The sequence below is a fragment of the Mycolicibacter sinensis genome (assembly GCF_001673565.1).
Lineage (GTDB): Bacteria > Actinomycetota > Actinomycetes > Mycobacteriales > Mycobacteriaceae > Mycobacterium > Mycobacterium sinense_C.
Window position 1 is genome coordinate 1 of sequence record NZ_LZMF01000094.1, and the last position, 21,332, is coordinate 21,332.

Sequence of the window (21,332 nt, forward strand, 5' to 3'; positions counted from 1 at the left end):
CCGCAAGGCGTGCATCACGGCGCGCCGGAGAAGGCCCGCGAACGCGCCCGCCGCAAGTTCGACGACTACCAGCGCGTCGACTGGCAGGTGATCGCCATCGACACCCGCCGTCGGCTCACCCCGTCACCGGAAGTTCTCGCCCACGACCTAGGACAGCACGCATGAGCACCAAGCACGACTACGAACGCATCCCGTATCTGGTTGCCTACCAGAACAATTCCGGTGTCCGAGACGTCTACGGCGGCGTCGCCGAACTGGTGGTGCTGGAAAGCTACCTGCTGCGGCCGAAGAACAACTCGAGCGACACCGTGCTGGTGTTCATGCACCCGATCGGCGGTGGCGCCTACCTGCCGATGGTCAACGCGCTGGCCCGCGCCGGCCACCATGTCATCTACTGCAACAGTCGATTCCGCGGCACGGACTCCGCACTGCTGATGGAGAAGGTGGTCGAAGACCTCGGGGAATGCCTCAAAGACGCCAAGAATCGGCTCGGCTATTCCAAGGTGGTGTTGGCCGGCTGGAGCGGCGGCGGCTCGCTGTCGCTGTTTTACCAGCAGCAGGCGCAGCATCCGACGGTGACGGCCAGCCCGTCCGGCGATGGCCCCGACCTGACCAAGCTCGGGCTGATCCCCGCCGACGGCATCATGCTGTTGGCCGCGCACATCAGTCGGCACGGCACCATGACCGAATGGCTGGACGCCTCGATCCTCGACGAATCCGATCCGACCAGGCGGGACCCGGAGCTGGATCTCTACAACCCCGACAACCCCAACCAGCCGCCGTACACCGAAGAATTCCTGGACCGCTACCGCCAGGCCCAGATCGAGCGGAACCGCCGGATCACCGCCTGGGTCAAGGCGAAGCTGGCCAAACTTCAAAGCAGCGGCCGCCCCGATGACGAGTTCGCGTTCGTGGTGCACGGCACCATGGCCGACCCGCGCTGGCTGGATCCGGCGGTGGACCCCAACGACCGCACCCCCGGCAGCTGCTATCTGGGCGATCCGCAGGTGGTGAACATGAGCCCGGTCGGTCTGGCGCGGTTCTGCACGCTGCGCAGCTGGCTGTCGCAGTGGAGCTACGACGACGCCAACGGCGACGGAGTGGACTGCGGCCGCGACATCGCGGTGCCCACCCTGGTGATCGGCAACATGGCCGACGACGCCTGCACGCCCAGCCACACCCGCCGGCTCTTCGAGGCGATCGGCACCAGCGACAAGGCAATGCACGAAATCCCCGGGGCCAACCACTATTACGCCGGGCCGGATCAGCGTGACGCGCTGCGGCAGGCCGTGACGATCGTCAGTGATTGGCTGGCCGAGCATGATTTCGTAGGCTCGACGGTATGACGCCAACTCCCGCGGGTGCGCTCGACGGAATCCGGGTTCTGGAGCTCGGCACGCTCATCTCCGGGCCGTTCGCCGGGCGACTCCTCGGCGACATGGGCGCCGAGGTCATCAAGATCGAGTTGCCCGGCAAACCCGATCCGCTGCGCACCTGGGGACAGGCCGAGCTCGACGGGCACCACTTCTTCTGGACCGTGCACGCCCGCAACAAGAAGGCCGCCACCCTCGACCTGCGGACCGGACGCGGCCGCGAACTGTTCCTCGAGCTCGTCGACAAGTCCGACATCATCGTGGAGAACTTCCGCCCCGGCACGTTGGAGCGCTGGGGCCTGGGCTTTGACGCCCTGCGTCAGCGCAATCGGGGAATCATCCTGGTGCGGGTCTCCGGCTACGGACAGACCGGACCGGATGCCCACAAGGCCGGCTATGCCTCGGTCGCCGAGGCAGCGAGCGGGCTGCGGCACATGAACGGGTTTCCCGGCGGTCCGCCGCCACGGCTGGCCCTGTCCCTCGGCGACAGCCTCGCGGGCATGTTCGCCGCCCAAGGTGCCCTCGCCGCCCTCTACCGTCGCACGGTCACCGGCGAAGGCCAGGTGGTCGATGTCGCCCTCACCGAATCCTGTTTGGCCATCCAGGAATCCACCATCCCCGACTACGACGTCGGCGGCGTGGTGCGCGGACCGTCAGGCACCCGGCTGGAAGGCATCGCCCCGTCGAACATCTACCAGTCGGCCGACGGCAGCTGGGTGGTGATCGCCGCCAACCAGGACACCGTGTTCGCCCGGCTCTGCCAGGCCATGGGACGGCCCGAGCTGATCACCGATCCGCGCTTCGCCGACCACGGTGCGCGCGGCCGCAATCAGGATGAGTTGGACGCGATCATCGGCGACTGGGCGGCGCAGCGGGCGCCCGACGCCATCATCGCGACGCTCAGCGATGCCGGCGTGATCTCCGGGCCCATCAACACCGTCGCCGAGGTCGTCAAAGACCCGCAACTGTGGGCACGCGGCATGCTCGCCGAGCACTGGGACGAGGGCGCCGAGCGCACCGTGCTGGGACCCGGCGTCATGCCCGTGCTCTCGGAGAGCCCGGGCACCATCCGCAACGCCGGATCAGCTCGACCCGGCCAGCACAACGACGAGGTCTACGCCGGTCTGCTCGGCAAGAGCAGCGCAGAGATCGACGCCCTACGCACCGAGGGGGTTTTGTGAGCACACTGCCCAGCCAGGTCGCGATCCGTGAGGTCGCGCTGCGCGACGGTCTGCAGATCGAAGCGCCGATCCCGTTGAGCGCCAAGCTCGAACTATTGGCCGCGATCGCGGCCACCGGCGTGCGCGAGGTCGAGGTGACCTCCTTCGTCTCCCCGACCAAGGTCCCGGCCCTCGCCGATGCGGCCGAGCTGGCCGCCGAGCTGTGGCGCTACCCCGCGCTGGAGTTCTCCGCGCTGGTCGCCAGCCCCGGTGGCGCAGTCCGGGCGATAGCCGCCGGGCTGAAGTCCCTCGAGTACGTGGTGTGCGCCTCGGATGCCTTCAGCACCGCCAACGTCGGGCGTCCCACGGCCCAGGCCGTCGCAGCGATCGCCGACATCGCCGGTATCGCCCATGACGCCGGAGCCTCGGTCGAGGTCATTATCGCCACCGCCTGGGACTGCCCATTCGAAGGTCCGACCGAGCCCGGCCGCGTCACCGACATCGTCGCCTCGGCAAGCGCTTTCGGGATCGACCGGTTGGCCATCGCCGACACCATCGGCACGGCCACTCCCCGGCGGGTCACCGACCTGATCGCAGCGGTGCAGCCGATCATCGGCGACATCCCGCTGGGAGCGCACTTCCACAACACTCGCGGCTCCGGGCTGGCCTGCGCCTACGCGGCGGTTCAGGCGGGAATCACCCGGCTCGACGCCTCGGCCGGCGGCCTGGGCGGCTGCCCGTTCGCCCCTGGCGCCACCGGCAATATCGCCACCGAGGACCTGGCCTACCTGCTCGGCGACAGCGGCATCGACACCGGTATCGATCTGGATGCCGCGATCGCCGCGGCCGGCGTGGCCAGCAGGGTGGTCGGCCACGAGCTGCCCAGCGCTCTGCTGGCCGCCGGAGACCGGAAGCGGGTCTGAGCGCCTCGATGTCCACCCAGCGTGAGCTCAGTTCGAAGGGACGCCTGACGCGCGGTGCGATCGAACAGGCAGCCCGAGAACTGTTTGCCGAACGCGGCTTTCACGGCACAACACTGGCCGACATCACGTCGGCCGCCGGAAAGTCCACGGCGGTGCTCTACCGGTACTTCCGCGACAAGGAAGATCTGCTGGCCGCGTTGGCCGAGTCCTTTCTCACCCAGGTGGTCGAGCCGTCCGGGTTCAAGATGCGACTGCCGGAATCCCCGGAGGACACCGAGTTCTTCTCGTCGGTGGTCAGCGCCTACTGGGCTATGTTCAAGCCGAACATCGGCGTCATGATCGCAGTCGCGCAGCTGGCGGCGACCAGCGAGCGATTCGCCGCGCTGCAGAACGAGTTCCGGCGGTTCGGTATGGAGATCGTCGCCGCCTCGGTGCGGCGTGCACAGCAGCAGGGTTACGGCGTCGAGCTCGACCCCGACCACATCGCGGCGGCCATCGCGCTGTTGTTCGAGAACTTCACCGTCGTGTTCGTCGGCCCGTCTGGGCCGGGATGGCGGATCAGTGACAGCGACGCCGTCGAGACGCTGTCGACGATCTGGAGAAAGACCCTGTACGGCCGTTGATCGCTGACAACTGAAGGAATCGCCATGGATTTCACACTGCCCGAACATCTTCCCGGTGTGCTCGCCGAGATGGACGACTTCATCGAGCGCGAGATCGCACCGCTGCAGGCCGAGCACATGCAGTATTTCGACCACCGGCGCGAGTTCGCCCGCACCGACGTGGAACGTGGCGGAGTCCCGCGACGCGAGTGGGAAGAGCTGCTCGATGAGATGCGCCGCCGCGCCGACGCGGCCGGCTGGCTGCGGTACGGGTTGCCGGCCTCCCTAGGTGGCCGAGACGGAACCAACGTCGACATGGCGGTGATCCGGGAACACCTGGCCCACAAGGGCCTCGGCCTGCACAACGACCTGCAGGACGAGTCGTCGATCGTCGGGAATTTCCCGCAGGTGATCATGATGGAGCGGTTCGGCACCGACGAGCAGCGCCGGGCATGGTCGCAAGCCCTCATCACCGGTGAACGGTCGATGGCGTTCGGGCTGACCGAACCGGCCCACGGGTCGGACGCCACCTGGATGGAAACCCGCGCCGAGCCCGCCAACGACGGCTGGGTGATCAACGGCGCCAAGCGATTCAACACCGGAGTGCACCGAGCCACCCACGACCTGGTCTTCGCCCGCACGTCCGGTGACCCCGGCTCGGCGCGCGGCATCACCGCGTTCCTGGTGCCCACCGACACACCGGGCTTCCGCGTGCCGTTCTACTGGTGGACGTTCAACATGCCCACCGACCACGGCGAGGTCGAGCTCACCGACGTCGAGGTTCCGGCCGAGGCGGTGCTTGGCGAGGTGGATCGCGGGCTGGAAGTAGCCCAGACGTTCCTGCACGAGAACCGGATCCGCCAGGCCGCCTCCAGCCTGGGTGCTGCCCAGTACTGCATCGACCGGGCCGCCGAGTACGCCACCCAACGGGTGGTGTTCGGCAAGCCGCTGTCGGTCAACCAGGCCGTGCAGTGGCCGTTGGCCGAGCTGGCCACCGAAGCCCAGATGGTGCGGCTGCTGGTGTACTACGCGGCCTGGCATCTAGACCGCGACCACCACCTGGAGGTCTCCGACAAGGTGTCGATGGCCAACTATCGCGCCAACCGGCTGGTGTGCGACGCCGCCGACCGGGCCATCCAGACCTTCGGCGGGATCGGCTACACCCGCCACGAACCGTTCGAGCACATCTACCGGCATCACCGCCGCTACCGGATCACCGAGGGCGCCGAGGAGATCCAGATCCGCCGGGTCGCGCAGCGACTGTTCGGATTCGACCGCCGGCGATGACCGCCGAGCAGCTGGCCGACCGGCTTTCGCAGGTGCTGGCGCCGGTGTTGGGTCCGGTCACCATCGAGGGCCTGCGCGCCCTGACCGGCGGTGCCAGTCGAACCACCTGGGCGTTCGACGCGGTCATGAAGACGGTGGAAGCCTCCGGGCGACGAGCGTTGATCCTGCGCACCGGACCGCCCGATGAGAGCAATGCCAGCATGGAGCTGGAAGCACACGCCCAACGCGCCGCACGGCAAGCCGGTGCCCCGGTGCCGACCGTCCTGTTGGCAGACAATTCTGCTGCCGCACTGGGCAATCCGTTTCTGATCTGCGATGCGGTCGCCGGCGAGACGGTGGTTCGGCGCATCGACCGCCAGCTCGGCGACACCGGACGCGAAGCCCTGCTGCCGCAGTGCGCGCAGGCGCTGGCCGCCATCCACCGCGCCGACCCCGCCGGGATCGCGCTGAGCGCCGAAGACCAGCTCGTTGCCTGCCGCAACCAGCTCGACGCGATGCACGACACCACCGCCCCCTTCGAGTGGGCGTTTCGCTGGCTGGAGGCCCACCGGCCGCCGGTCGCCCAGCCACAGCTGGTGCACGGTGACTTCCGGATGGGCAACCTGATCGTCGACGGCGCCGAGCTGGCGGCAGTGCTGGACTGGGAGCTGGTGCACCTCGGCGACGCCTGCGAGGACCTGGCCTGGTTCTGCCTGCGGGCCTGGCGGTTCGGTGCGCCGATCGACCGCGGCGCCGGCGGGCTGGGGGCGATCGAGGCGTTTCTGGCTGCCTATGAGCTGGCCGCCGGCACGGAGGTCGACCGTCGGCGGTTCGACTGGTGGCTGACGCTGGGCACGCTGCGGTGGGGAATCATCTGCCGCTACCAGGCCGAACGCCATCTGAGCGGGCAGGCCCGCTCGGTGGAGCTGGCCACGATCGGGCGGCGGGTCTCCGAAACCGAGTGGGACCTGCTGCGACTGCTCGACGGGGTGCACGCGTGACCGGCCGCCGCCCCACCGCCGCCGAACTCGTGACCGCGGTCGCCGAATTCCTCGGCACGGCATTTGCGAACCGCGACGGCGACGCCGCCACGGAGAGCCAGGTCAGATTCCACGCCCGGGTGGCCGCCAACGCGCTACGCATCGTCGAACGGGAACTGAGCGACGGGTTTGCAGATGCGCCGGCGCAGGCGCTGGCCGGACTGGGTTTCGCCGATGAGGCCGCGCTGGCAACCGCCATCCGGGCCGGTGAACTCGACGACCGGGCCGAGGCGCTCACCGCCTGCCTCTACGCCCTGGTCCGGCACCGGTTGTCAATCGACCATCCCGGCTATGACCTTTAGCGACCGCTAGACGCTTAGAGTCACTGCGCGGCAGTCGGTTCGACGGCCATCGGTCAAACCCGCCTATGGGCGTCCGGTGAGCAGTAGCATCTGCTGCGTGTCTGCCTCCACCGCCACGCTGCGGATCCTGGTCTACAGTGACGACGCCGCGACCCGCGACCGGGTCATGACCGCATTGGGTAAGCAACTGCACCCGGATCTGCCGAAGTTGAGTTATGTCGAAGTCGCGACGGAACCGGTGGTGATCCGGCAGATGGACGCCGGGGGCATCGACCTCGCCATCCTGGACGGGGAGGCCACCCCGGCCGGCGGAATGGGCATCTGCAAACAGCTCAAGGATGAGATCGCGCTCTGCCCGCCGATCGTGGTTCTGACCGGCCGCGCCGACGACGTCTGGCTGGCGCGATGGTCGCACGCCGACGCTGCGCTGGCACATCCGGTCGACCCGATGGCGCTGAGCCGCGCGGTGCTGGGTCTGCTGCGCACGCCGACGGCGAGTTGATGCGGCGGTCCAGCTTCGGCTCTCCTCCGTCGAGCCTCGCTAACCGCCGGGGTTAGGGCGCCCTCAGAAGCGAATTGCACTGTGGCCGTTGACCGCTGCAGTAGGTGACGCCGGTCACAGTTGCCGCCAATTTCGGATTCTTCCCGACCGCCCGGTTGCTGCGAGCTAGGCTGTGCCTGAACTCACATCGACGCCCGGAAGGGAACTACGTCACCGCGTATGAACCTGTACATGCCGATCTTGGTGCTCGCCGCGCTGGCCGCCGGTTTCGCCGTATTTTCTGTGGTCATAGCGCCACTGGTCGGCCCGAGGCGCTACAACCGGGCGAAGCTGGAAGCCTACGAGTGCGGGATCGAACCTACCGACCAGCCGGTGAGCGGGCCGCACGCTCCGCCCGGTCAGCGTTTCCCGGTGAAGTACTACCTGACCGCGATGCTGTTCATCGTCTTCGACATCGAAATCGTTTTCCTCTACCCCTGGGCGGTCGCCTTCGACAAGCTCGGGGTGTTCGCCCTCATCGAAATGGTGCTGTTCGCCGCCGTCGTCTTCGTCGCATACGCCTACGTCTGGCGGCGCGGCGGCCTGAATTGGGATTGAGTGGGAGTAGGCGGGCTTACATATGGGACTAGAAGAGCAGCTGCCGAGCGGTCTCCTGTTGTCCACCGTGGAGGACCTGGCCGGCTATTTCCGCAAAGGCTCGCTGTGGCCGGCGACCTTCGGTCTGGCCTGTTGCGCGATCGAGATGATGTCGTCGATGGCGCCGGATTACGACATCTCCCGGTTCGGCATGGAAGTGTTCCGGGCCTCGCCGCGCCAGGCCGACCTGATGATCGTGGCCGGCCGGGTCAGCCAGAAGATGGCGCCGGTGCTGCGGCAGATCTACGACCAGATGGTGGAACCCAAGTGGGTGCTGTCGATGGGCGTATGTGCCTCCTCGGGCGGGATGTTCAACAACTACGCCATCGTGCAGGGGGTGGACCATGTCGTCCCGGTCGACATCTATCTGCCCGGCTGCCCGCCCCGGCCGGAGATGCTGATGTACGCAATTCTCAAGCTGCACGAGAAGATTCGCGAGATGCCGTTGGGCGCCAACCGGGAGCAGGTGATCACCGCGACCGAGGAGGCGGCCCTGTCGGCCCCGTCCACGTGGCAGATGAGGGGGTTGCTGCGGTGAGCCAGGGCACTGTCGACGGTGACGACCGCGGCGACAGCGAAGACGTGATCAGGGTCCGCCGCGGCCTGTTCGGTGCGACGGGCTCCGGCGACACGTCCGGTTACGGGCGGCTGGTGGCCGAGGCCGCGCTACCCGGTGAAACGCCACGGCCCTACGGCGGGTACTTCGACGAACTCGTGGACACCCTCGCCGCGGCGCTGCAGCGCGAAGGCGTCGAATTCGCCGACGCCGTCGAGAAAGTAGTCGTCTACCGCGACGAGCTGACCCTGTATGTGCACCGGGCACAGCTGCCGGCGGTCGCTCAGCTGCTGCGCGACGAACCGGCGCTACGCTTCGAGTTGAGCCTCGGGGTCTCCGGCGTGCACTACCCCGCCGACACCGACCGCGAGCTGCACGCGGTCTACCCGCTGCGGTCCATCACCCACAGCCGCCGCGTCCGGCTGGAAGTCGCTGCCCCGGACGCCGACCCGCACATTCCCTCGCTGTACGGGATCTATCCCACCACCGACTGGCACGAACGGGAGACCTACGACTTCTTCGGGATCATCTTCGACGGCCACCCGTCCCTGACCCGGATCCAGATGCCCGATGACTGGCACGGCCACCCGCAGCGCAAGGACTACCCGTTGGGCGGTATCCCGGTCGAGTACAAGGGCGCACAGATACCGCCGCCGGACCAGCGGAGGGCCTACAAGTAATGAGCACCGAGACGCCCCGCACCGTCCTCAACGTCGGCGGGCAGGAATGGGAGCAGGTGGTCGAAGCGGCCAAGGCCGCCGACCCCGGCGAACGCATCGTCGTCAACATGGGGCCCCAGCACCCCTCGACGCACGGCGTGCTGCGGCTGATCCTCGAACTCGACGGTGAGACGGTGACCGAAGCCCGTTGCGGCATCGGCTATCTGCACACCGGTATCGAGAAGAACCTGGAAGCCCGTTATTGGACGCAGGGCGTCACCTTCGTCACCCGGATGGACTACCTGTCGCCGTTCTTCAACGAGGTCGCCTACTGCCTCGGAGTGGAGAAACTGCTCGGCATCACCGACGAAATTCCGCAGCGGGTCAACGTGATCCGGGTGCTGATGATGGAGCTCAACCGGATCTCCTCGCACTTGGTCGCGCTGGCCACCGGCGGCATGGAACTCGGTGCGCTGTCGGTGATGCTGTTCGGGTTCCGGGAACGCGAGCTGGTGCTCGACATCTTCGAGACGATCACCGGCCTGCGGATGAACCACCAATACATTCGGCCCGGCGGGGTCTCGGTGGACCTGCCCGACGAGGTGATCCCACAGATCCGCGACTTCCTCGAGCTGATGCCCAAGCGGCTCAAGGACATCGAGGACCTGCTCACCGACAACTACATCTGGAAGGCCCGCACCAAGGGCGTGGGCTACCTGGACCTGACCGGGTGCATGGCGCTGGGCATCACCGGCCCCGTGCTGCGGTCCACCGGCCTGCCCTATGACGTCCGCCGGGAAGAGCCGTATTGCGGCTATCAGGACTACGAGTTCGAGGTGATCACCGATGACGGCTGTGATGCCTACGGCCGCTACCTGATCCGCATCGCGGAGATCAAGGAGTCACTGAAAATCGTCGAGCAATGTCTAGACAAGTTGCGGCCCGGACCGGTCATGATCGAAGACCGCAAGATCGCCTGGCCGGGCGACCTGACGGTGGGGCCGGACGGCCAGGGCAACTCCAAGGAGCACATCGGCTGGATCATGGGCCACTCGATGGAGGGGCTGATCCACCACTTCAAGCGAGTCACCGAGGACCTGTGGGTGCCGCCGGGTCAGGTGTTCGTCTCGGTCGAGTCGCCCCGCGGCGAGCTCGGGGTGCACATGGTCAGCGACGGCGGCACCCGGCCCTACCGGGTGCACTACCGGGATCCGTCGTTCACCAATTTGCAGGCCGTCGCCGCCATGAGCGAGGGCGGACTGATCGCCGACGTGATCGCCGCGGTCGCCAGCATCGACCCGGTGATGGGCGGGGTGGACCGGTGAGCCAGACGAACGGTCAGCCCGAGAAGACCGGGCGGGGCCGCTTGATGCCAACAACCGCGGGCACCGACGGCAAGCGGGTCTTCCTGCAGCTGGGCCGCCCACCGGAGGAACCCAACCAGTTCAACCACCCCGATGCGCCGCGCGCCTACTCCGAGGAGGTCCGGGCCCGGTTGGAGGCCGACGCAAAGGAGATCATCGCCCGCTACCCGCAGCCGCGTTCGGCGATTCTGCCGCTGCTGCATCTGGTGCAGGCCGAAGACTCCTACATCACCCCGGCCGGCATGTCGTTCGTCGCCGACGTGCTCGGGCTGACCCGCGCCGACGTCGCCGGGGTCGCCTCGTTCTACTCGATGTACCGGCGCAAACCGACCGGCGACTACCTGGTGGGCGTGTGCACCAACACGCTGTGTGCGGTGATGGGCGGCGACGCCATCTACGACGCCCTCAAGGAGCATCTGGACGTCAATGACGAGCAGACCACCGCCGACGGCAAGGTCACCCTGGAGCGCATCGAGTGCAACGCCGCCTGTGACTGCGCGCCGGTGGTGATGGTCAACTGGGAGTTCTTCGACCAGCAGACACCGGAGTCGGCGCGCGACCTCACCGATGCGCTGCGTTCCGGTGCCGAGGTGCGTCCCAGCCGCGGGCTGCCGCTGACCAACTTCCGCGAAACCGCCCGGGTACTCGCCGGATTCGCCGATGGGCGTCCGGACGACGGTCAGGGCGGACCGGCCGGGCCGACGCTGGCGGGGCTGCGCTTCGCCCAGGAGCACGGCATGGCCGCGCCGGAGTCCGACGCGGACGGGGGCCAACAGTGACGTCTCCCCCACCGATGCCGCCCACCGCGGCGACCGCCCTGACCCCGGTTCTGAGCAGCTACTGGGACGATCCGGAGTCCTGGACGCTGGAGACCTACCGCCGGCACGGCGGCTACGTCGGCATGCGCAAGGCGCTGGCCATGAAACCCGACGACGTCATCGAGCTGGTCAAGGAATCCGGGCTGCGCGGCCGGGGTGGCGCCGGGTTCTCCACTGGGACCAAGTGGTCGTTCGTGCCGCAAGGTGATCAAGGCGCCGCAGCCAAACCTCATTACCTGCTGGTCAACGCCGACGAGTCCGAACCCGGCACCTGCAAGGACATGCCGCTGTTGCTGGCGACGCCGCACGTGCTCATCGAGGGCATGATCATCTGTTGCCACGCGATCCGCGCCCGGCACGCTTTCATCTACGTGCGCGGCGAGGTGCTGCCGATCGTGCGTCGGCTGCAGAACGCGGTGGCCGAGGCGTACGCAGCAGGGCTGTTGGGCACCGACATCGACGGCAGTGGATTCGACCTGGACATCACGGTGCACGCCGGGGCCGGCGCCTACATCTGCGGCGAGGAGACCGCGCTGATCGAGTCGCTGGAGGGCTACCGGGGCCAGCCGCGGCTGCGGCCGCCGTTCCCCGCGGTCGCGGGCCTGTACGCCTCACCGACGGTGGTCAACAACGTCGAATCGATCGCCAGTGTGCCGTCGATCCTGCGTAACGGGGCGGAGTGGTTCCGCTCGATGGGCACCGAGAAGTCCCGCGGCTACACGCTGTATTCGCTGTCCGGGCATGTGAACCGGCCCGGCCAGTACGAGGCGCCGCTGGGCATCACGCTGCGTGAGCTGCTGGAGTACGCCGGCGGGATCCGCGACGGGCATCGGCTGAAGTTCTGGACGCCGGGCGGATCCTCGACACCGCTGCTGACCGAAGAACACCTCGACATCCCACTGGACTACGAGGGCATGGCGTCGGCCGGATCGATGCTGGGCACCAAGGCCCTGCAGATCTTCGACGAGACCACCTGCGTGGTGCGCGCGGCCATGCGCTGGTCGGAGTTCTACAAGCATGAGTCCTGCGGCAAGTGCACCCCGTGCCGTGAGGGCACCTATTGGCTGGTCCCGATCTACGAACGCCTCGAGACCGGCCGCGGCACCCGCGAAGACCTCGACACCTTGCTCGACATCGCCGACGTGCTGTTCGGAAAGTCCTTCTGCGCCTTGGGCGATGGTGCGGCGATGCCGGTGAAGTCGTCGATCGAGTACTTCCGTGACGAATACATCGCCCACCTTGACGGGGGTTGCCCGTTCGACCCGAAAGCGAGCATGTTCGTGCCTAACGGATCTCACGGCGGTGTGGCGTGACTCAACCCCCTCAGGCCGACGGCCAGGAGTCGGTGACGTTCACCATCGACGACCGGCAGATCACGGTTCCCAAGGGCACCTTGATCATTCGGGCCGCCGAGCAGCTGGGTATCGAGATCCCGCGGTTCTGCGATCACCCGCTGCTGGATCCGGTCGCCTGGTGCCGGCAGTGCATGGTCGAGGTGGAGGGCCAGCGCAAACCGCAGCCGTCCTGCGCGGTCGCCGCCGCCGACGGCATGGTGGTACGCACCCAGCACACCTCCGCCGAAGCCGACCGGGCTCAGCACCTGGTGATGGAACTGCTGCTGATCAACCACCCGCTGGACTGCCCGACCTGCGACAAGGGCGGCGAATGCCCGCTGCAGAACCAGGCGATGACCCACGGCCGCACCGAGACCCGCTTCGAAGAGGCCAAGCGCACCTATCCCAAGCCGATCAACATCTCCTCCCAGGTCCTGCTCGACCGGGACCGCTGCATCCTGTGCGCACGCTGCACCCGGTTCTCCGACGAAATCGCCGGGGACAAGTTCATCGAGATGATGGACCGCGGCGCCCTGCAGCAGGTCGCGATCTACACCGAGACGCCGTTCGACTCGTACTTCTCCGGCAACACTGTGCAGATCTGCCCGGTCGGCGCGCTCACCGGCGCCTCCTACCGGTTCCGGGCCCGCCCGTTCGACCTGGTGTCCACACCCAGTGTCTGCGAGCACTGCGCGGCCGGCTGCGCCCAGCGCACCGACCACCGTCGCGGCAAGGTGATGCGCCGGATGGCCGGCGACGACCCGAACGTCAACGAAGAGTGGAACTGCGACAAGGGGCGCTGGGCGTTCACCTACGCCGTCCAACCGGACCGGGTCGGCACCCCGCTGGTGCGCGATGACGACGGGAACCTGGTCCCCACCTCGTGGCCACACGCGCTGGCGGTGGCGGCGCGCGGATTGGCCGCCGCACGCGGACGCACCGGCGTGCTGGTCGGCGGCCGGACGACCGCTGAAGATGCTTACGGTTACGCCAAATTCGCCCGGGTGGCGTTGCATGGAGATGACATCGACTTCCGGGCGCGTACCCAGTCCGCGGAGGAGGCGGCGTTCCTGGCCGCCCGGGTGGCCGGGCGCGGCATCGGGATCACCTACGCCGACCTGGAAGCCGCTCCCACGGTGCTGCTGGTCGGCCTGGAACCCGAGGAAGAGTCGCCGATCATCTTCCTGCGGCTGCGCAAAGCCGCCCGCAAGAAGCACACCCGGGTGTTCTCCGTCGCGCCGTTCGCCGACCGCGCATTGACCAAGATGTTCGGCACCTTGCTGCCCGCGGTGCCAGGCGGCGAGGCGGCGGTGCTGGACAGTCTGCACGACGACCAGGACCTCGGGCAGTTGCTGCGCCAGCCCGGTGCGGTGGTGCTGGTCGGCGAGCGGTTGGCGGGCTCGCCCGGCGCACTGTCCGCGGCGGTCCGACTGGCCGAGGCGACCGGGGCACGACTGGCCTGGGTGCCGCGTCGTGCCGGAGAGCGCGGCGCCCTGGACGCCGGTGCCCTGGCCGGGCTGTTGCCCGGCGGGCGTCCGCTGGGCGAGGCCGCGGCGCGGGCCGAGGTCGCACAGGCATGGGGCCTCCAGAGTCTCGACGACTTGCCGTCGGAGCCCGGGCGCGACACCGACGCCATCCTGGCGGCCGCCGCCGACGGGACACTGGGCGCGCTGGTGGTCGGCGGGGTCGAACCGGCTGACCTGGCCGACCCGGCTGCGGCGCTGGCCGCCCTGGACGCGGTCGAATTCCTGGTCAGCATCGAGTTGCGGCACAGCGAGGTGACCGAGCGCGCCGACGTGGTGCTGCCGAGCGCGGCGGCGGTGGAGAAGTCCGGCACCTACCTGAACTGGGAGGGTCGCCCCCGCCGGTTCGGTGTCGCGCTGGGTGAGCGCGGCACCCTGTCGGATCTGCGGGTGCTCGATGCGCTCGCCGAGGAGATGGGCGTCGCGCTGGGGCTTTCCACTGTGGAGGCAGCGCGCGACGAGCTGGCCCGGCTGGGCGCCTGGGACGGCGAGCGGGCAGCCGCCCCCGACGTGCCGCCGGGCGCTCCGGGGCAGCCCGAGGCGGGCGAAGCCGTGCTGGCCAGCTGGCGGATGCTGCTGGACAACGGCCTGATGCAGGCCGGTGAACCGAACCTGGCCGCCACCGCCCGCAAGCCGGTGGCCCGACTGTCGGCGCCGACGGCTACCGAGATCGGTGCCGCGCCAGGCGATCCGGTCACGGTCAGCACCGAGCAGGGCGACATCACCTTGCCGCTGGTCATCACCGAGATGCCGGACCGGGTGGTGTGGTTGCCGATGAATTCTTCTGACTCAGCGGTGCACCGCAATCTCGGGGTCGGCCCGGGTGCGGTGGTACGGATTGGACGCAGACCATGAGCGATCCCTGGTGGCTGATGCTGGTCAAGGTGCTGGGCATCTTCGGATTCCTGGTGCTGACGGTGCTGTTCGCGATCGTCATCGAGCGAAAGGTGCTGGGGCGCATGCAGATGCGGCCCGGCCCCAACCGGGTGGGTCCGAAGGGCTGGCTGCAGAGCCTCGCCGACGGCATCAAGCTGGCCCTCAAGGAGGACATCACGCCCGTCGGCGTCGACCGCGCGATCTACGTGCTGGCTCCGGTCATCTCGACGGTGCCGGCGATCACCGCGTTCGCGGTGATGCCACTCGGGCCGGAAGTCAGCATCTTCGGCCATCGCACCGCATTGCAACTGGCCGACCTGCCGATCGCGGTGCTGTTCATCCTGGCGATGTCGTCGATCGGGGTGTACGGCATCATCCTGGCCGGCTGGTCGTCGGGGTCGGCCTACCCGCTGCTGGGCGGTATCCGCTCCACCGCCCAGGTGATCTCCTATGAGGTCGCGATGGGGCTGTCGTTCGCCGCGGTGTTCCTCTACGCCGGCACGATGTCCACCTCGGGCATCGTGGCCGCCCAGGACCGGATGTGGTTCACCTTCCTGTTGATGCCGTCGTTCGTGGTCTACGTGACCGCGATGGTCGGCGAGACCAACCGGGCGCCGTTCGACTTGCCCGAGGCCGAGGGCGAGCTCGTCGGCGGCTTCCACACCGAGTACTCGTCGTTGAAGTTCGCGCTGTTCTTCCTCGCCGAATACATCAACGTCACAACGGTTTCGGCGCTCGCCGTCACCTTGTTCTTCGGCGGCTGGCACGCACCGTTCCCGATCAACCTGTGGGCCGGCGCCAACTCCGGATGGTGGCCGCTGCTGTGGTTCACCGCCAAGGTATGGGGTTTCATCTTCATCTACATCTGGCTGCGGGCCACCCTGCCCCGGCTGCGCTACGACCAGTTCATGGCGCTGGGCTGGAAGATCCTGATCCCGCTGGCGCTGGTCTGGGTGCTGGTCGCCGCGGTGATGCGCAGCCTGCGCAATGACGGCTACCAGCACTGGCAAATCGTGCTGATAGCCATCAGCACGCTCACCACGCTGGTGGTGCTGATGGGTCTGCATCGGCGCTTCAGCGCGGTGAACACCCGGCGGGCCGAACCCGCGCCACCGCCCGTCACCGCACTGACCCCGTCCGAGGGATCGTTCCCGACGCCACCGCTGCCGCAGCGTCATTCACCGCGGGTCAAGGAGGATGTCAATGGCTAAGCTCAGAGACGCTCTGGCCGGGTTCGGCGTCACCTGGAAGACGATGTTCAAACGGCCGATCAACGACGGCTACCCCGAGCACAAGAAGCCGACGGCGCCGCGCTACCACGGGCGCCATCAGCTCAACCGGCACCCGGACGGACTGGAGAAGTGCATCGGCTGCGAACTGTGCGCCTGGGCCTGTCCGGCCGACGCCATCTATGTCGAGGCCGCCGACAACACCGACGACGAACGCTTCTCCCCCGGTGAACGTTACGGCCGCGTCTACCAGATCAACTACCTGCGCTGTATCGGCTGCGGCCTGTGCATCGAGGCCTGCCCCACCCGCGCGCTGACCATGACCAACAACTACGAGATGGCCGCCGACAATCGCGCCGACCTGATCCTGGAACGCCACCAGTTGCTGGCACCGCTGGAGCCCGGCATGACCGCGCCGCCGCACCCGATGCCGCCCGGCGCGACCGACAAGGACTACTACCTGGGCCGGGTCGGCCCCGAGGGACTCGATGAGGACCCGGATCTGTTCGTCATGCTCGACCGCAAGAAACAGGGCAAGGCCTGATGGACGCCACGCTGCTTGCCGCCGACATCGTCGTCCGCACCTCCACCGGAGAGGCGGTGACGTTCTGGGTCCTGGGCGCCGTGGCGCTGATCGGTGCGGTCGGAGTCGTCACCGCCGCCAAGGCCGTGTATTCGGCGTTGTTCCTGGCGATGACGATGCTCGCTCTGGCCGTGTTCTATTTCGTCCAGGACGCGATGTTCCTCGGCGTGGTGCAGATCGTCGTCTACACCGGCGCGGTGATGATGCTGTTCCTGTTCGTGATGATGCTGATCGGCGTCGACTCCGCCGAGTCTCTGGTGGAGACCCTGCGTGGCCAGCGGATCGCCTCGACGCTCGCCGGTATCGGATTCGGGGTGCTGCTGATCGCCGGAATCGGCGGCGCCACCGTACACCTGCGCCGGATCGGCGCTCCCGCCGCGGCGACCGGCAGCTCGGCCGAGGTCGGCCAGAGCAACGTCGAGGGACTCGCGGTGCTGATCTTCACCCGCTACCTCTGGGCGTTCGAACTCACCAGTGCATTGCTGATCACCGCGGTGGTCGCGGCCATGGTGCTGACGCATCGCGAGCGCCTGCAACCCCGGATGACGCAGCGGGAGCTGTCCATCCGGCGATTCCAGGCCGGCCACCGCCCGACGCCGCTGCCCACGCCGGGCGTCTACGCCCGCCACAACGCCGTCGACATCGCCGCACGGCTGCCCGACGGGTCCTACTCGGAACTGTCGGTGTCGGACACCTTGCAACACCGCTGGGTCGGCGCCACCGGCAACGCGGCGCACGCGGGAACCGGGGAGGAGTCGGGCCAGTGAATCCGGAGAACTATCTCTACCTGTCGGCGATGCTGTTCACCCTGGGCGCCACCGGAGTGATGTTGCGGCGCAACGCGTTGGTGATGTTCATGTGCGTCGAGCTGATGCTCAATGCCGCCAACCTGGCGTTCGTCACCTTCGCCCGGCTGCACTCGGAGCTCGACGGCCAGATGGTGGCGTTCTTCACGATGGTCGTCGCCGCCTGCGAGGTGGTCATCGGCCTGGCCATCATCATGACGATCTTCCGGGCCCGGCGATCGGTGTCGGTCGACGACGCGAACCTACTGCGCGGCTAGGAGTGGGAAGCTCAATGACGAATCTGAGCCAGCTGAGCTGGCTGCTGGTAGCCCTGCCGGCAGCCGGCGCGCTGATCCTGTTACTCGGCGGGCGCCGGACCGACCGGTGGGGGCACCTGCTGGGCTCCGCCACCGTCCTCGGGTCATTCGGGATCGGCCTCGCGCTGCTGGCCGACATGCTGGGCCGGCCGGGCGAGAACCGGGCGATCCACACCCACCTGTTCAGCTGGGTTCCGGTCGGCGCCCTGCAGGTCGACTTCGGGGTGTTGATCGACCCGCTGTCGATCTGCTTCGTGCTGTTGATCAGTGGCGTCGGCGCGTTGATCCACATCTACTCGATCGGCTACATGGCAGCAGACCCCGATCGCCGGCGGTTCTTCGCCTACCTGAACCTGTTCGTCGCGTCGATGCTGCTGCTGGTCGTCGCCGACAATTACCTGGGCCTCTACGTGGGCTGGGAAGGCGTCGGCCTGGCGTCCTACCTGCTGATCGGGTTCTGGTACGCCCGGCCGGTTGCCGCGGCGGCCGGCAAGAAGGCGTTCGTGTCCAACCGGGTCGGCGACTTCGGGCTGTCGCTGGCGATGTTCGCCATGTTCGCCGGCTTCGGCACGCTGTCCTTCGATGGATTGTTCAGCGCGGTCGGCGACGCCGGGCCCAGCGGGCTCACCACCGCGATCGGCTTGCTGCTGCTGCTGGGGGCGTGCGCCAAGTCCGCCCAGGTCCCGCTGCAGGCCTGGTTGTTCGACGCGATGGAGGGCCCCACCCCGGTGTCGGCGCTGATCCACGCCGCCACCATGGTGACCGCCGGGGTGTACCTGATCGTGCGCTCCGGCCCGGTGTACGACCTGTCGGCCGACGCCCGGCTGGCGGTGGTGGTGGTGGGTGCGGTCACGCTGCTCTTCGGTGCGATCATCGGCTGCGCCAAAGACGACATCAAGCGGGCGCTGGCCGCCTCCACCGTCAGCCAGATCGGTTACATGGTGCTGGCCGCGGGGCTCGGCCCGGCCGGCTATGCCGTCGCGATCCTGCACCTGCTCACCCACGGCTTCTTCAAAGCCGGGCTGTTCCTGGGTTCGGGTTCGGTGATGCACGGGATGAACGACGAGCAGGACATGCGCCGCTACGGCGCGTTGCGCGCCTTCATGCCGGTGACGTTCGTGACGTTCGGGATCTGCTACCTGGCGATCATCGGGGTGCCGCCGTTCGCCGGCTTCTATTCCAAGGACGCCATCATCGAGGCCGCGCTGGCCGCCGGCGGAACCCGAGGCTGGATCCTGGGCGCGGTGACGATCCTGGGTGCGGGCATCACCGCCTTCTACATGACCCGGGTGATGCTGATGACGTTCGGCGGTGAACGCCGCTGGGCGGCCGAAGACAGCGAGGTGAGCGCGGAGCGGGCACTGCAGCACCCGCACGAGTCTCCGCGGGTGATGACCTGGCCGATGATCGTGCTGGCGGTCGGCGCAGTGGTCTCCGGCGCCGCGCTGGCCATCGGCGGGCGCCTGGAGCACTGGCTGGAACCGGTGGTGAGCCCGGTGACCGGTGCGGCCCACGAGACGGCGCACGCCATTCCGGCCTGGCTCACCGGTGCCATCACCCTGGGCATCGTGCTGCTCGGCGCCGCGGTCGCCTACCGCATGTACGGCCGCAAACCGATACCGGTCACGGCACCTACCGATGTGTCGCCGCTGACGGTGGCGGCCCGCCAGTATCTCTACGGCGATGCCTTCAACGAGGAGGTGTTCATGCGTCCGGGTAACCGACTGGCGCAAGGTCTGGTCGACGTCGACGACCGGGCGGTGGACGGTTCGGTCAACGCCCTGGCCGGGCTCGTGGCGATCGGGTCGTACCTGATGCGCCGACTGCAGACCGGCTTCGTGCGCTCCTACGCGCTGACGATGCTGGCCGGCACGGTGCTGGTCGTGGCGGTAGTCCTGGCGGTGCAACTGTGAACACGAACCTGCCCTGGCTGAGCCTGCTGTGGCTGCTTCCGCTGGCCGGCGCCGGCCTGGTCATCGTATTGCCGGCCGGGGCCGCGCGGCTGGCGAAGTGGACCGGCCTGCTGGTGAGCCTGGTGACGCTGGCGGTGGCGATCGTGGTCACCGCCGGCTTCGACACCACGCCCGTCGCCGCTCCCTACCAGTTCGTCGAAACCCATTCCTGGATACCGGCGTTCGGGGCGAGTTACACCCTCGGCGTGGACGGTATCGCGGTGGTGCTGGCGCTGCTGACCGCCGGACTGGTGCCGCTACTGATGCTGGCCGGCTGGAACGACGGGGATGCGGCCGACGGCCAGCGTCGCCGTGGCCCGCACGCCTTCGCCGCGCTGACGCTGACCGTCGAGGCGATGGTGCTGATCTCGCTGGTCTCGCTGGACGTGCTGCTGTTCTACGTGTTCTTCGAGGCGATGCTGATCCCGATGTACTTCATGATCGGCGGCTTCGGCAACGGCGCCAAACGTTCGCAAGCGGCATTGAAGTTCCTGCTGTACAACCTGTTTGGCGGCCTGATCATGCTGGCCGCGGTGATCGGCGTGTACGTGGTGAGCGCCCGGGAGGGCTCCTCGGGCGGCACCTTCGACTTCCGCGAACTGGTCTCGCTGTTCTCCTCGGCGACCACCACCGTGGACCCGGGTGTGCTCAAGCTGCTGTTCGCCGGTTTCATGTTCGCGTTCGCGGTCAAGGCTCCGCTGTGGCCGCTGCACCGGTGGCTGCCCGACGCGGCGGTGGAATCCACTCCCGCCACCGCGGTGCTGATGATGGCGGTCATGGACAAGGTGGGTACCTTCGGCATGCTGCGCTACTGCCTGCAGCTGTTCCCGGACGCCTCAACGTATTTCCGCCCGGCCATCATCGTGCTGGCGGTGATCGGGGTGGTCTACGGCGCGATGGTGGCGATTGGCCAGCGCGACATCATGCGGCTGATCGCCTACACGTCGATCTCGCACTTCGGCTTCATCATCCTGGGGATCTTCGTGATGACCAGCCAGGGCCAGAGCGGTTCGACGCTGTACATGCTCAACCACGGACTGTCCACCGCGGCACTGTTCCTGATCGCCGGGTTCTTGATCTCCCGGCGCGGGGGCACCCGGTCGATCGCCGACTACGGCGGCGTACAGAAGGTGGCCCCGGTCATGGCGGGCACCTTCATGGTCGCGGCGATGGCCACCCTGTCACTTCCCGGACTCGCCCCGTTCATCAGCGAATTCCTGGTATTGCTGGGCACTTTCAACCGGTACTGGCTGGCGGCGACGGTCGGCACCACCGCACTGGTGCTGTCATCGATCTACATGCTGTGGCTCTACCAGCGGGTGATGACCGGCCCGGTCACCGCCGGCAACGAACGCATCCGCGATCTGGTGCCGCGCGAACTCGTCGTCGTCGCACCGCTGCTCGCGCTGCTGTTGTTTCTGGGCTTCTACCCGAAACCGGTGCTGGACATCATCAACCCGGGCGTCGAGCACACCTTGACCACGATCGGTCAGACCGACCCGGCACCGCTGACCGCTGAGGGGGCGCACTGA

Annotated in this window: 21 protein-coding genes and 1 pseudogene; all 22 read left to right on the forward strand. The window is 68.0% G+C overall.

Going from position 1 to position 21,332, the window contains the following annotated elements:
• Nucleotides 1–165: pseudogene (locus A5648_RS23415) on the forward strand (homogentisate 1,2-dioxygenase); the annotation flags it as partial.
• Nucleotides 162–1,346 carry an alpha/beta hydrolase family protein gene (locus tag A5648_RS14350; RefSeq protein ID WP_065025198.1) on the forward strand — a complete coding sequence of 395 codons (1,185 nt, stop codon included), beginning with the start codon at nucleotides 162–164 and terminating at the stop codon, nucleotides 1,344–1,346. The pseudogene A5648_RS23415 and the gene A5648_RS14350, both read left to right, overlap by 4 nt.
• The gene (locus A5648_RS14355) at nucleotides 1,343–2,554 is read left to right on the forward strand and encodes a CaiB/BaiF CoA transferase family protein (protein ID WP_065025199.1); all 1,212 of its coding nucleotides are present in this window, start codon (nucleotides 1,343–1,345) and stop codon (nucleotides 2,552–2,554) included. Before A5648_RS14350 ends, A5648_RS14355 begins: the two co-directional genes overlap by 4 nt.
• Nucleotides 2,551–3,456, forward strand: a complete 906-nt coding sequence (locus A5648_RS14360; RefSeq protein WP_065025200.1) for a hydroxymethylglutaryl-CoA lyase — start codon at nucleotides 2,551–2,553, stop codon at nucleotides 3,454–3,456. Before A5648_RS14355 ends, A5648_RS14360 begins: the two co-directional genes overlap by 4 nt.
• 8 nt (nucleotides 3,457–3,464) lie before the next feature.
• Nucleotides 3,465–4,079 (forward strand): TetR/AcrR family transcriptional regulator, encoded by a 615-nt coding sequence (locus A5648_RS14365; protein ID WP_082966504.1) that lies wholly within the window; start codon nucleotides 3,465–3,467, stop codon nucleotides 4,077–4,079.
• A gap of 24 nt (nucleotides 4,080–4,103) precedes the next feature.
• Nucleotides 4,104–5,345 carry an acyl-CoA dehydrogenase family protein gene (locus A5648_RS14370; RefSeq protein ID WP_065025202.1) on the forward strand — a complete coding sequence of 414 codons (1,242 nt, stop codon included), beginning with the start codon at nucleotides 4,104–4,106 and terminating at the stop codon, nucleotides 5,343–5,345.
• On the forward strand, nucleotides 5,342–6,325 hold the full coding sequence (locus tag A5648_RS14375) for a phosphotransferase family protein (RefSeq protein ID WP_065025203.1): 984 nt from the start codon (nucleotides 5,342–5,344) through the stop codon (nucleotides 6,323–6,325). The genes A5648_RS14370 and A5648_RS14375 overlap by 4 nt, the downstream gene beginning before the upstream one ends.
• A complete protein-coding gene (locus tag A5648_RS24680; protein ID WP_065025204.1) occupies nucleotides 6,322–6,666 on the forward strand; it encodes a DUF6285 domain-containing protein in 345 nt (114 codons plus the stop codon). Before A5648_RS14375 ends, A5648_RS24680 begins: the two co-directional genes overlap by 4 nt.
• A gap of 97 nt (nucleotides 6,667–6,763) precedes the next feature.
• Nucleotides 6,764–7,168, forward strand: a complete 405-nt coding sequence (locus tag A5648_RS14385) for a response regulator transcription factor (RefSeq protein WP_109470797.1) — start codon at nucleotides 6,764–6,766, stop codon at nucleotides 7,166–7,168.
• A gap of 219 nt (nucleotides 7,169–7,387) precedes the next feature.
• On the forward strand, nucleotides 7,388–7,765 hold the full coding sequence (locus A5648_RS14390) for an NADH-quinone oxidoreductase subunit A (protein ID WP_065025206.1): 378 nt from the start codon (nucleotides 7,388–7,390) through the stop codon (nucleotides 7,763–7,765).
• A gap of 22 nt (nucleotides 7,766–7,787) precedes the next feature.
• Nucleotides 7,788–8,342, forward strand: coding sequence for a NuoB/complex I 20 kDa subunit family protein (locus A5648_RS14395; protein WP_065025207.1), 555 nt, complete (start codon nucleotides 7,788–7,790; stop codon nucleotides 8,340–8,342).
• A complete protein-coding gene (locus A5648_RS14400) occupies nucleotides 8,339–9,040 on the forward strand; it encodes an NADH-quinone oxidoreductase subunit C (RefSeq protein WP_065025208.1) in 702 nt (233 codons plus the stop codon). The genes A5648_RS14395 and A5648_RS14400 overlap by 4 nt, the downstream gene beginning before the upstream one ends.
• On the forward strand, nucleotides 9,040–10,344 hold the full coding sequence (gene nuoD, locus A5648_RS14405) for an NADH dehydrogenase (quinone) subunit D (protein WP_065025209.1): 1,305 nt from the start codon (nucleotides 9,040–9,042) through the stop codon (nucleotides 10,342–10,344). The genes A5648_RS14400 and nuoD overlap by 1 nt, the downstream gene beginning before the upstream one ends.
• 44 nt (nucleotides 10,345–10,388) lie before the next feature.
• Entirely contained in the window at nucleotides 10,389–11,162 is a 774-nt protein-coding gene (gene nuoE, locus A5648_RS14410) for an NADH-quinone oxidoreductase subunit NuoE (protein ID WP_065025242.1), read from the forward strand.
• Between the two features lie 14 nt (nucleotides 11,163–11,176).
• Entirely contained in the window at nucleotides 11,177–12,514 is a 1,338-nt protein-coding gene (gene nuoF / locus A5648_RS14415) for an NADH-quinone oxidoreductase subunit NuoF (protein WP_065025210.1), read from the forward strand.
• On the forward strand, nucleotides 12,511–14,913 hold the full coding sequence (locus A5648_RS14420; protein WP_065025211.1) for an NADH-quinone oxidoreductase subunit G: 2,403 nt from the start codon (nucleotides 12,511–12,513) through the stop codon (nucleotides 14,911–14,913). The genes nuoF and A5648_RS14420 overlap by 4 nt, the downstream gene beginning before the upstream one ends.
• Nucleotides 14,910–16,145 (forward strand): NADH-quinone oxidoreductase subunit NuoH, encoded by a 1,236-nt coding sequence (gene nuoH, locus A5648_RS14425; RefSeq protein ID WP_065025212.1) that lies wholly within the window; start codon nucleotides 14,910–14,912, stop codon nucleotides 16,143–16,145. Before A5648_RS14420 ends, nuoH begins: the two co-directional genes overlap by 4 nt.
• Nucleotides 16,138–16,707 carry an NADH-quinone oxidoreductase subunit NuoI gene (gene nuoI, locus A5648_RS14430; protein ID WP_065025213.1) on the forward strand — a complete coding sequence of 190 codons (570 nt, stop codon included), beginning with the start codon at nucleotides 16,138–16,140 and terminating at the stop codon, nucleotides 16,705–16,707. Before nuoH ends, nuoI begins: the two co-directional genes overlap by 8 nt.
• Entirely contained in the window at nucleotides 16,707–17,513 is an 807-nt protein-coding gene (locus A5648_RS14435; RefSeq protein WP_065025214.1) for an NADH-quinone oxidoreductase subunit J, read from the forward strand. Before nuoI ends, A5648_RS14435 begins: the two co-directional genes overlap by 1 nt.
• Nucleotides 17,510–17,809: an NADH-quinone oxidoreductase subunit NuoK gene (gene nuoK / locus A5648_RS14440; protein WP_065025215.1), complete on the forward strand. Its 300-nt coding sequence runs from the start codon at nucleotides 17,510–17,512 to the stop codon at nucleotides 17,807–17,809. The genes A5648_RS14435 and nuoK overlap by 4 nt, the downstream gene beginning before the upstream one ends.
• Before the next feature lie 14 nt (nucleotides 17,810–17,823).
• Entirely contained in the window at nucleotides 17,824–19,761 is a 1,938-nt protein-coding gene (nuoL, locus tag A5648_RS14445; RefSeq protein WP_065025243.1) for an NADH-quinone oxidoreductase subunit L, read from the forward strand.
• Nucleotides 19,758–21,332, forward strand: a complete 1,575-nt coding sequence (locus A5648_RS14450; protein ID WP_065025216.1) for an NADH-quinone oxidoreductase subunit M — start codon at nucleotides 19,758–19,760, stop codon at nucleotides 21,330–21,332. Before nuoL ends, A5648_RS14450 begins: the two co-directional genes overlap by 4 nt.

Excerpts from the sequence above, each read along its gene's own strand:
- nuoF (WP_065025210.1), top strand. The coding sequence starts at position 11,177 with ATGCCGCCCACCGCGGCGACCGCCCTGACCCCGGTTCTGAGCAGCTAC.
- A5648_RS14370 (WP_065025202.1), top strand. The coding sequence starts at position 4,104 with ATGGATTTCACACTGCCCGAACATCTTCCCGGTGTGCTCGCCGAGATG.
- A5648_RS14435 (WP_065025214.1), top strand. The coding sequence starts at position 16,707 with ATGGACGCCACGCTGCTTGCCGCCGACATCGTCGTCCGCACCTCCACC.
- A5648_RS14375 (WP_065025203.1), top strand. The coding sequence starts at position 5,342 with ATGACCGCCGAGCAGCTGGCCGACCGGCTTTCGCAGGTGCTGGCGCCG.
- nuoE (WP_065025242.1), top strand. The coding sequence starts at position 10,389 with ATGCCAACAACCGCGGGCACCGACGGCAAGCGGGTCTTCCTGCAGCTG.
- A5648_RS14365 (WP_082966504.1), top strand. The coding sequence starts at position 3,465 with ATGTCCACCCAGCGTGAGCTCAGTTCGAAGGGACGCCTGACGCGCGGT.
- nuoI (WP_065025213.1), top strand. The coding sequence starts at position 16,138 with ATGGCTAAGCTCAGAGACGCTCTGGCCGGGTTCGGCGTCACCTGGAAG.
- A5648_RS14355 (WP_065025199.1), top strand. The coding sequence starts at position 1,343 with ATGACGCCAACTCCCGCGGGTGCGCTCGACGGAATCCGGGTTCTGGAG.
- nuoH (WP_065025212.1), top strand. The coding sequence starts at position 14,910 with ATGAGCGATCCCTGGTGGCTGATGCTGGTCAAGGTGCTGGGCATCTTC.
- nuoL (WP_065025243.1), top strand. The coding sequence starts at position 17,824 with ATGACGAATCTGAGCCAGCTGAGCTGGCTGCTGGTAGCCCTGCCGGCA.
- A5648_RS14350 (WP_065025198.1), top strand. The coding sequence starts at position 162 with ATGAGCACCAAGCACGACTACGAACGCATCCCGTATCTGGTTGCCTAC.
- A5648_RS14390 (WP_065025206.1), top strand. The coding sequence starts at position 7,388 with ATGAACCTGTACATGCCGATCTTGGTGCTCGCCGCGCTGGCCGCCGGT.
- nuoD (WP_065025209.1), top strand. The coding sequence starts at position 9,040 with ATGAGCACCGAGACGCCCCGCACCGTCCTCAACGTCGGCGGGCAGGAA.
- A5648_RS14395 (WP_065025207.1), top strand. The coding sequence starts at position 7,788 with ATGGGACTAGAAGAGCAGCTGCCGAGCGGTCTCCTGTTGTCCACCGTG.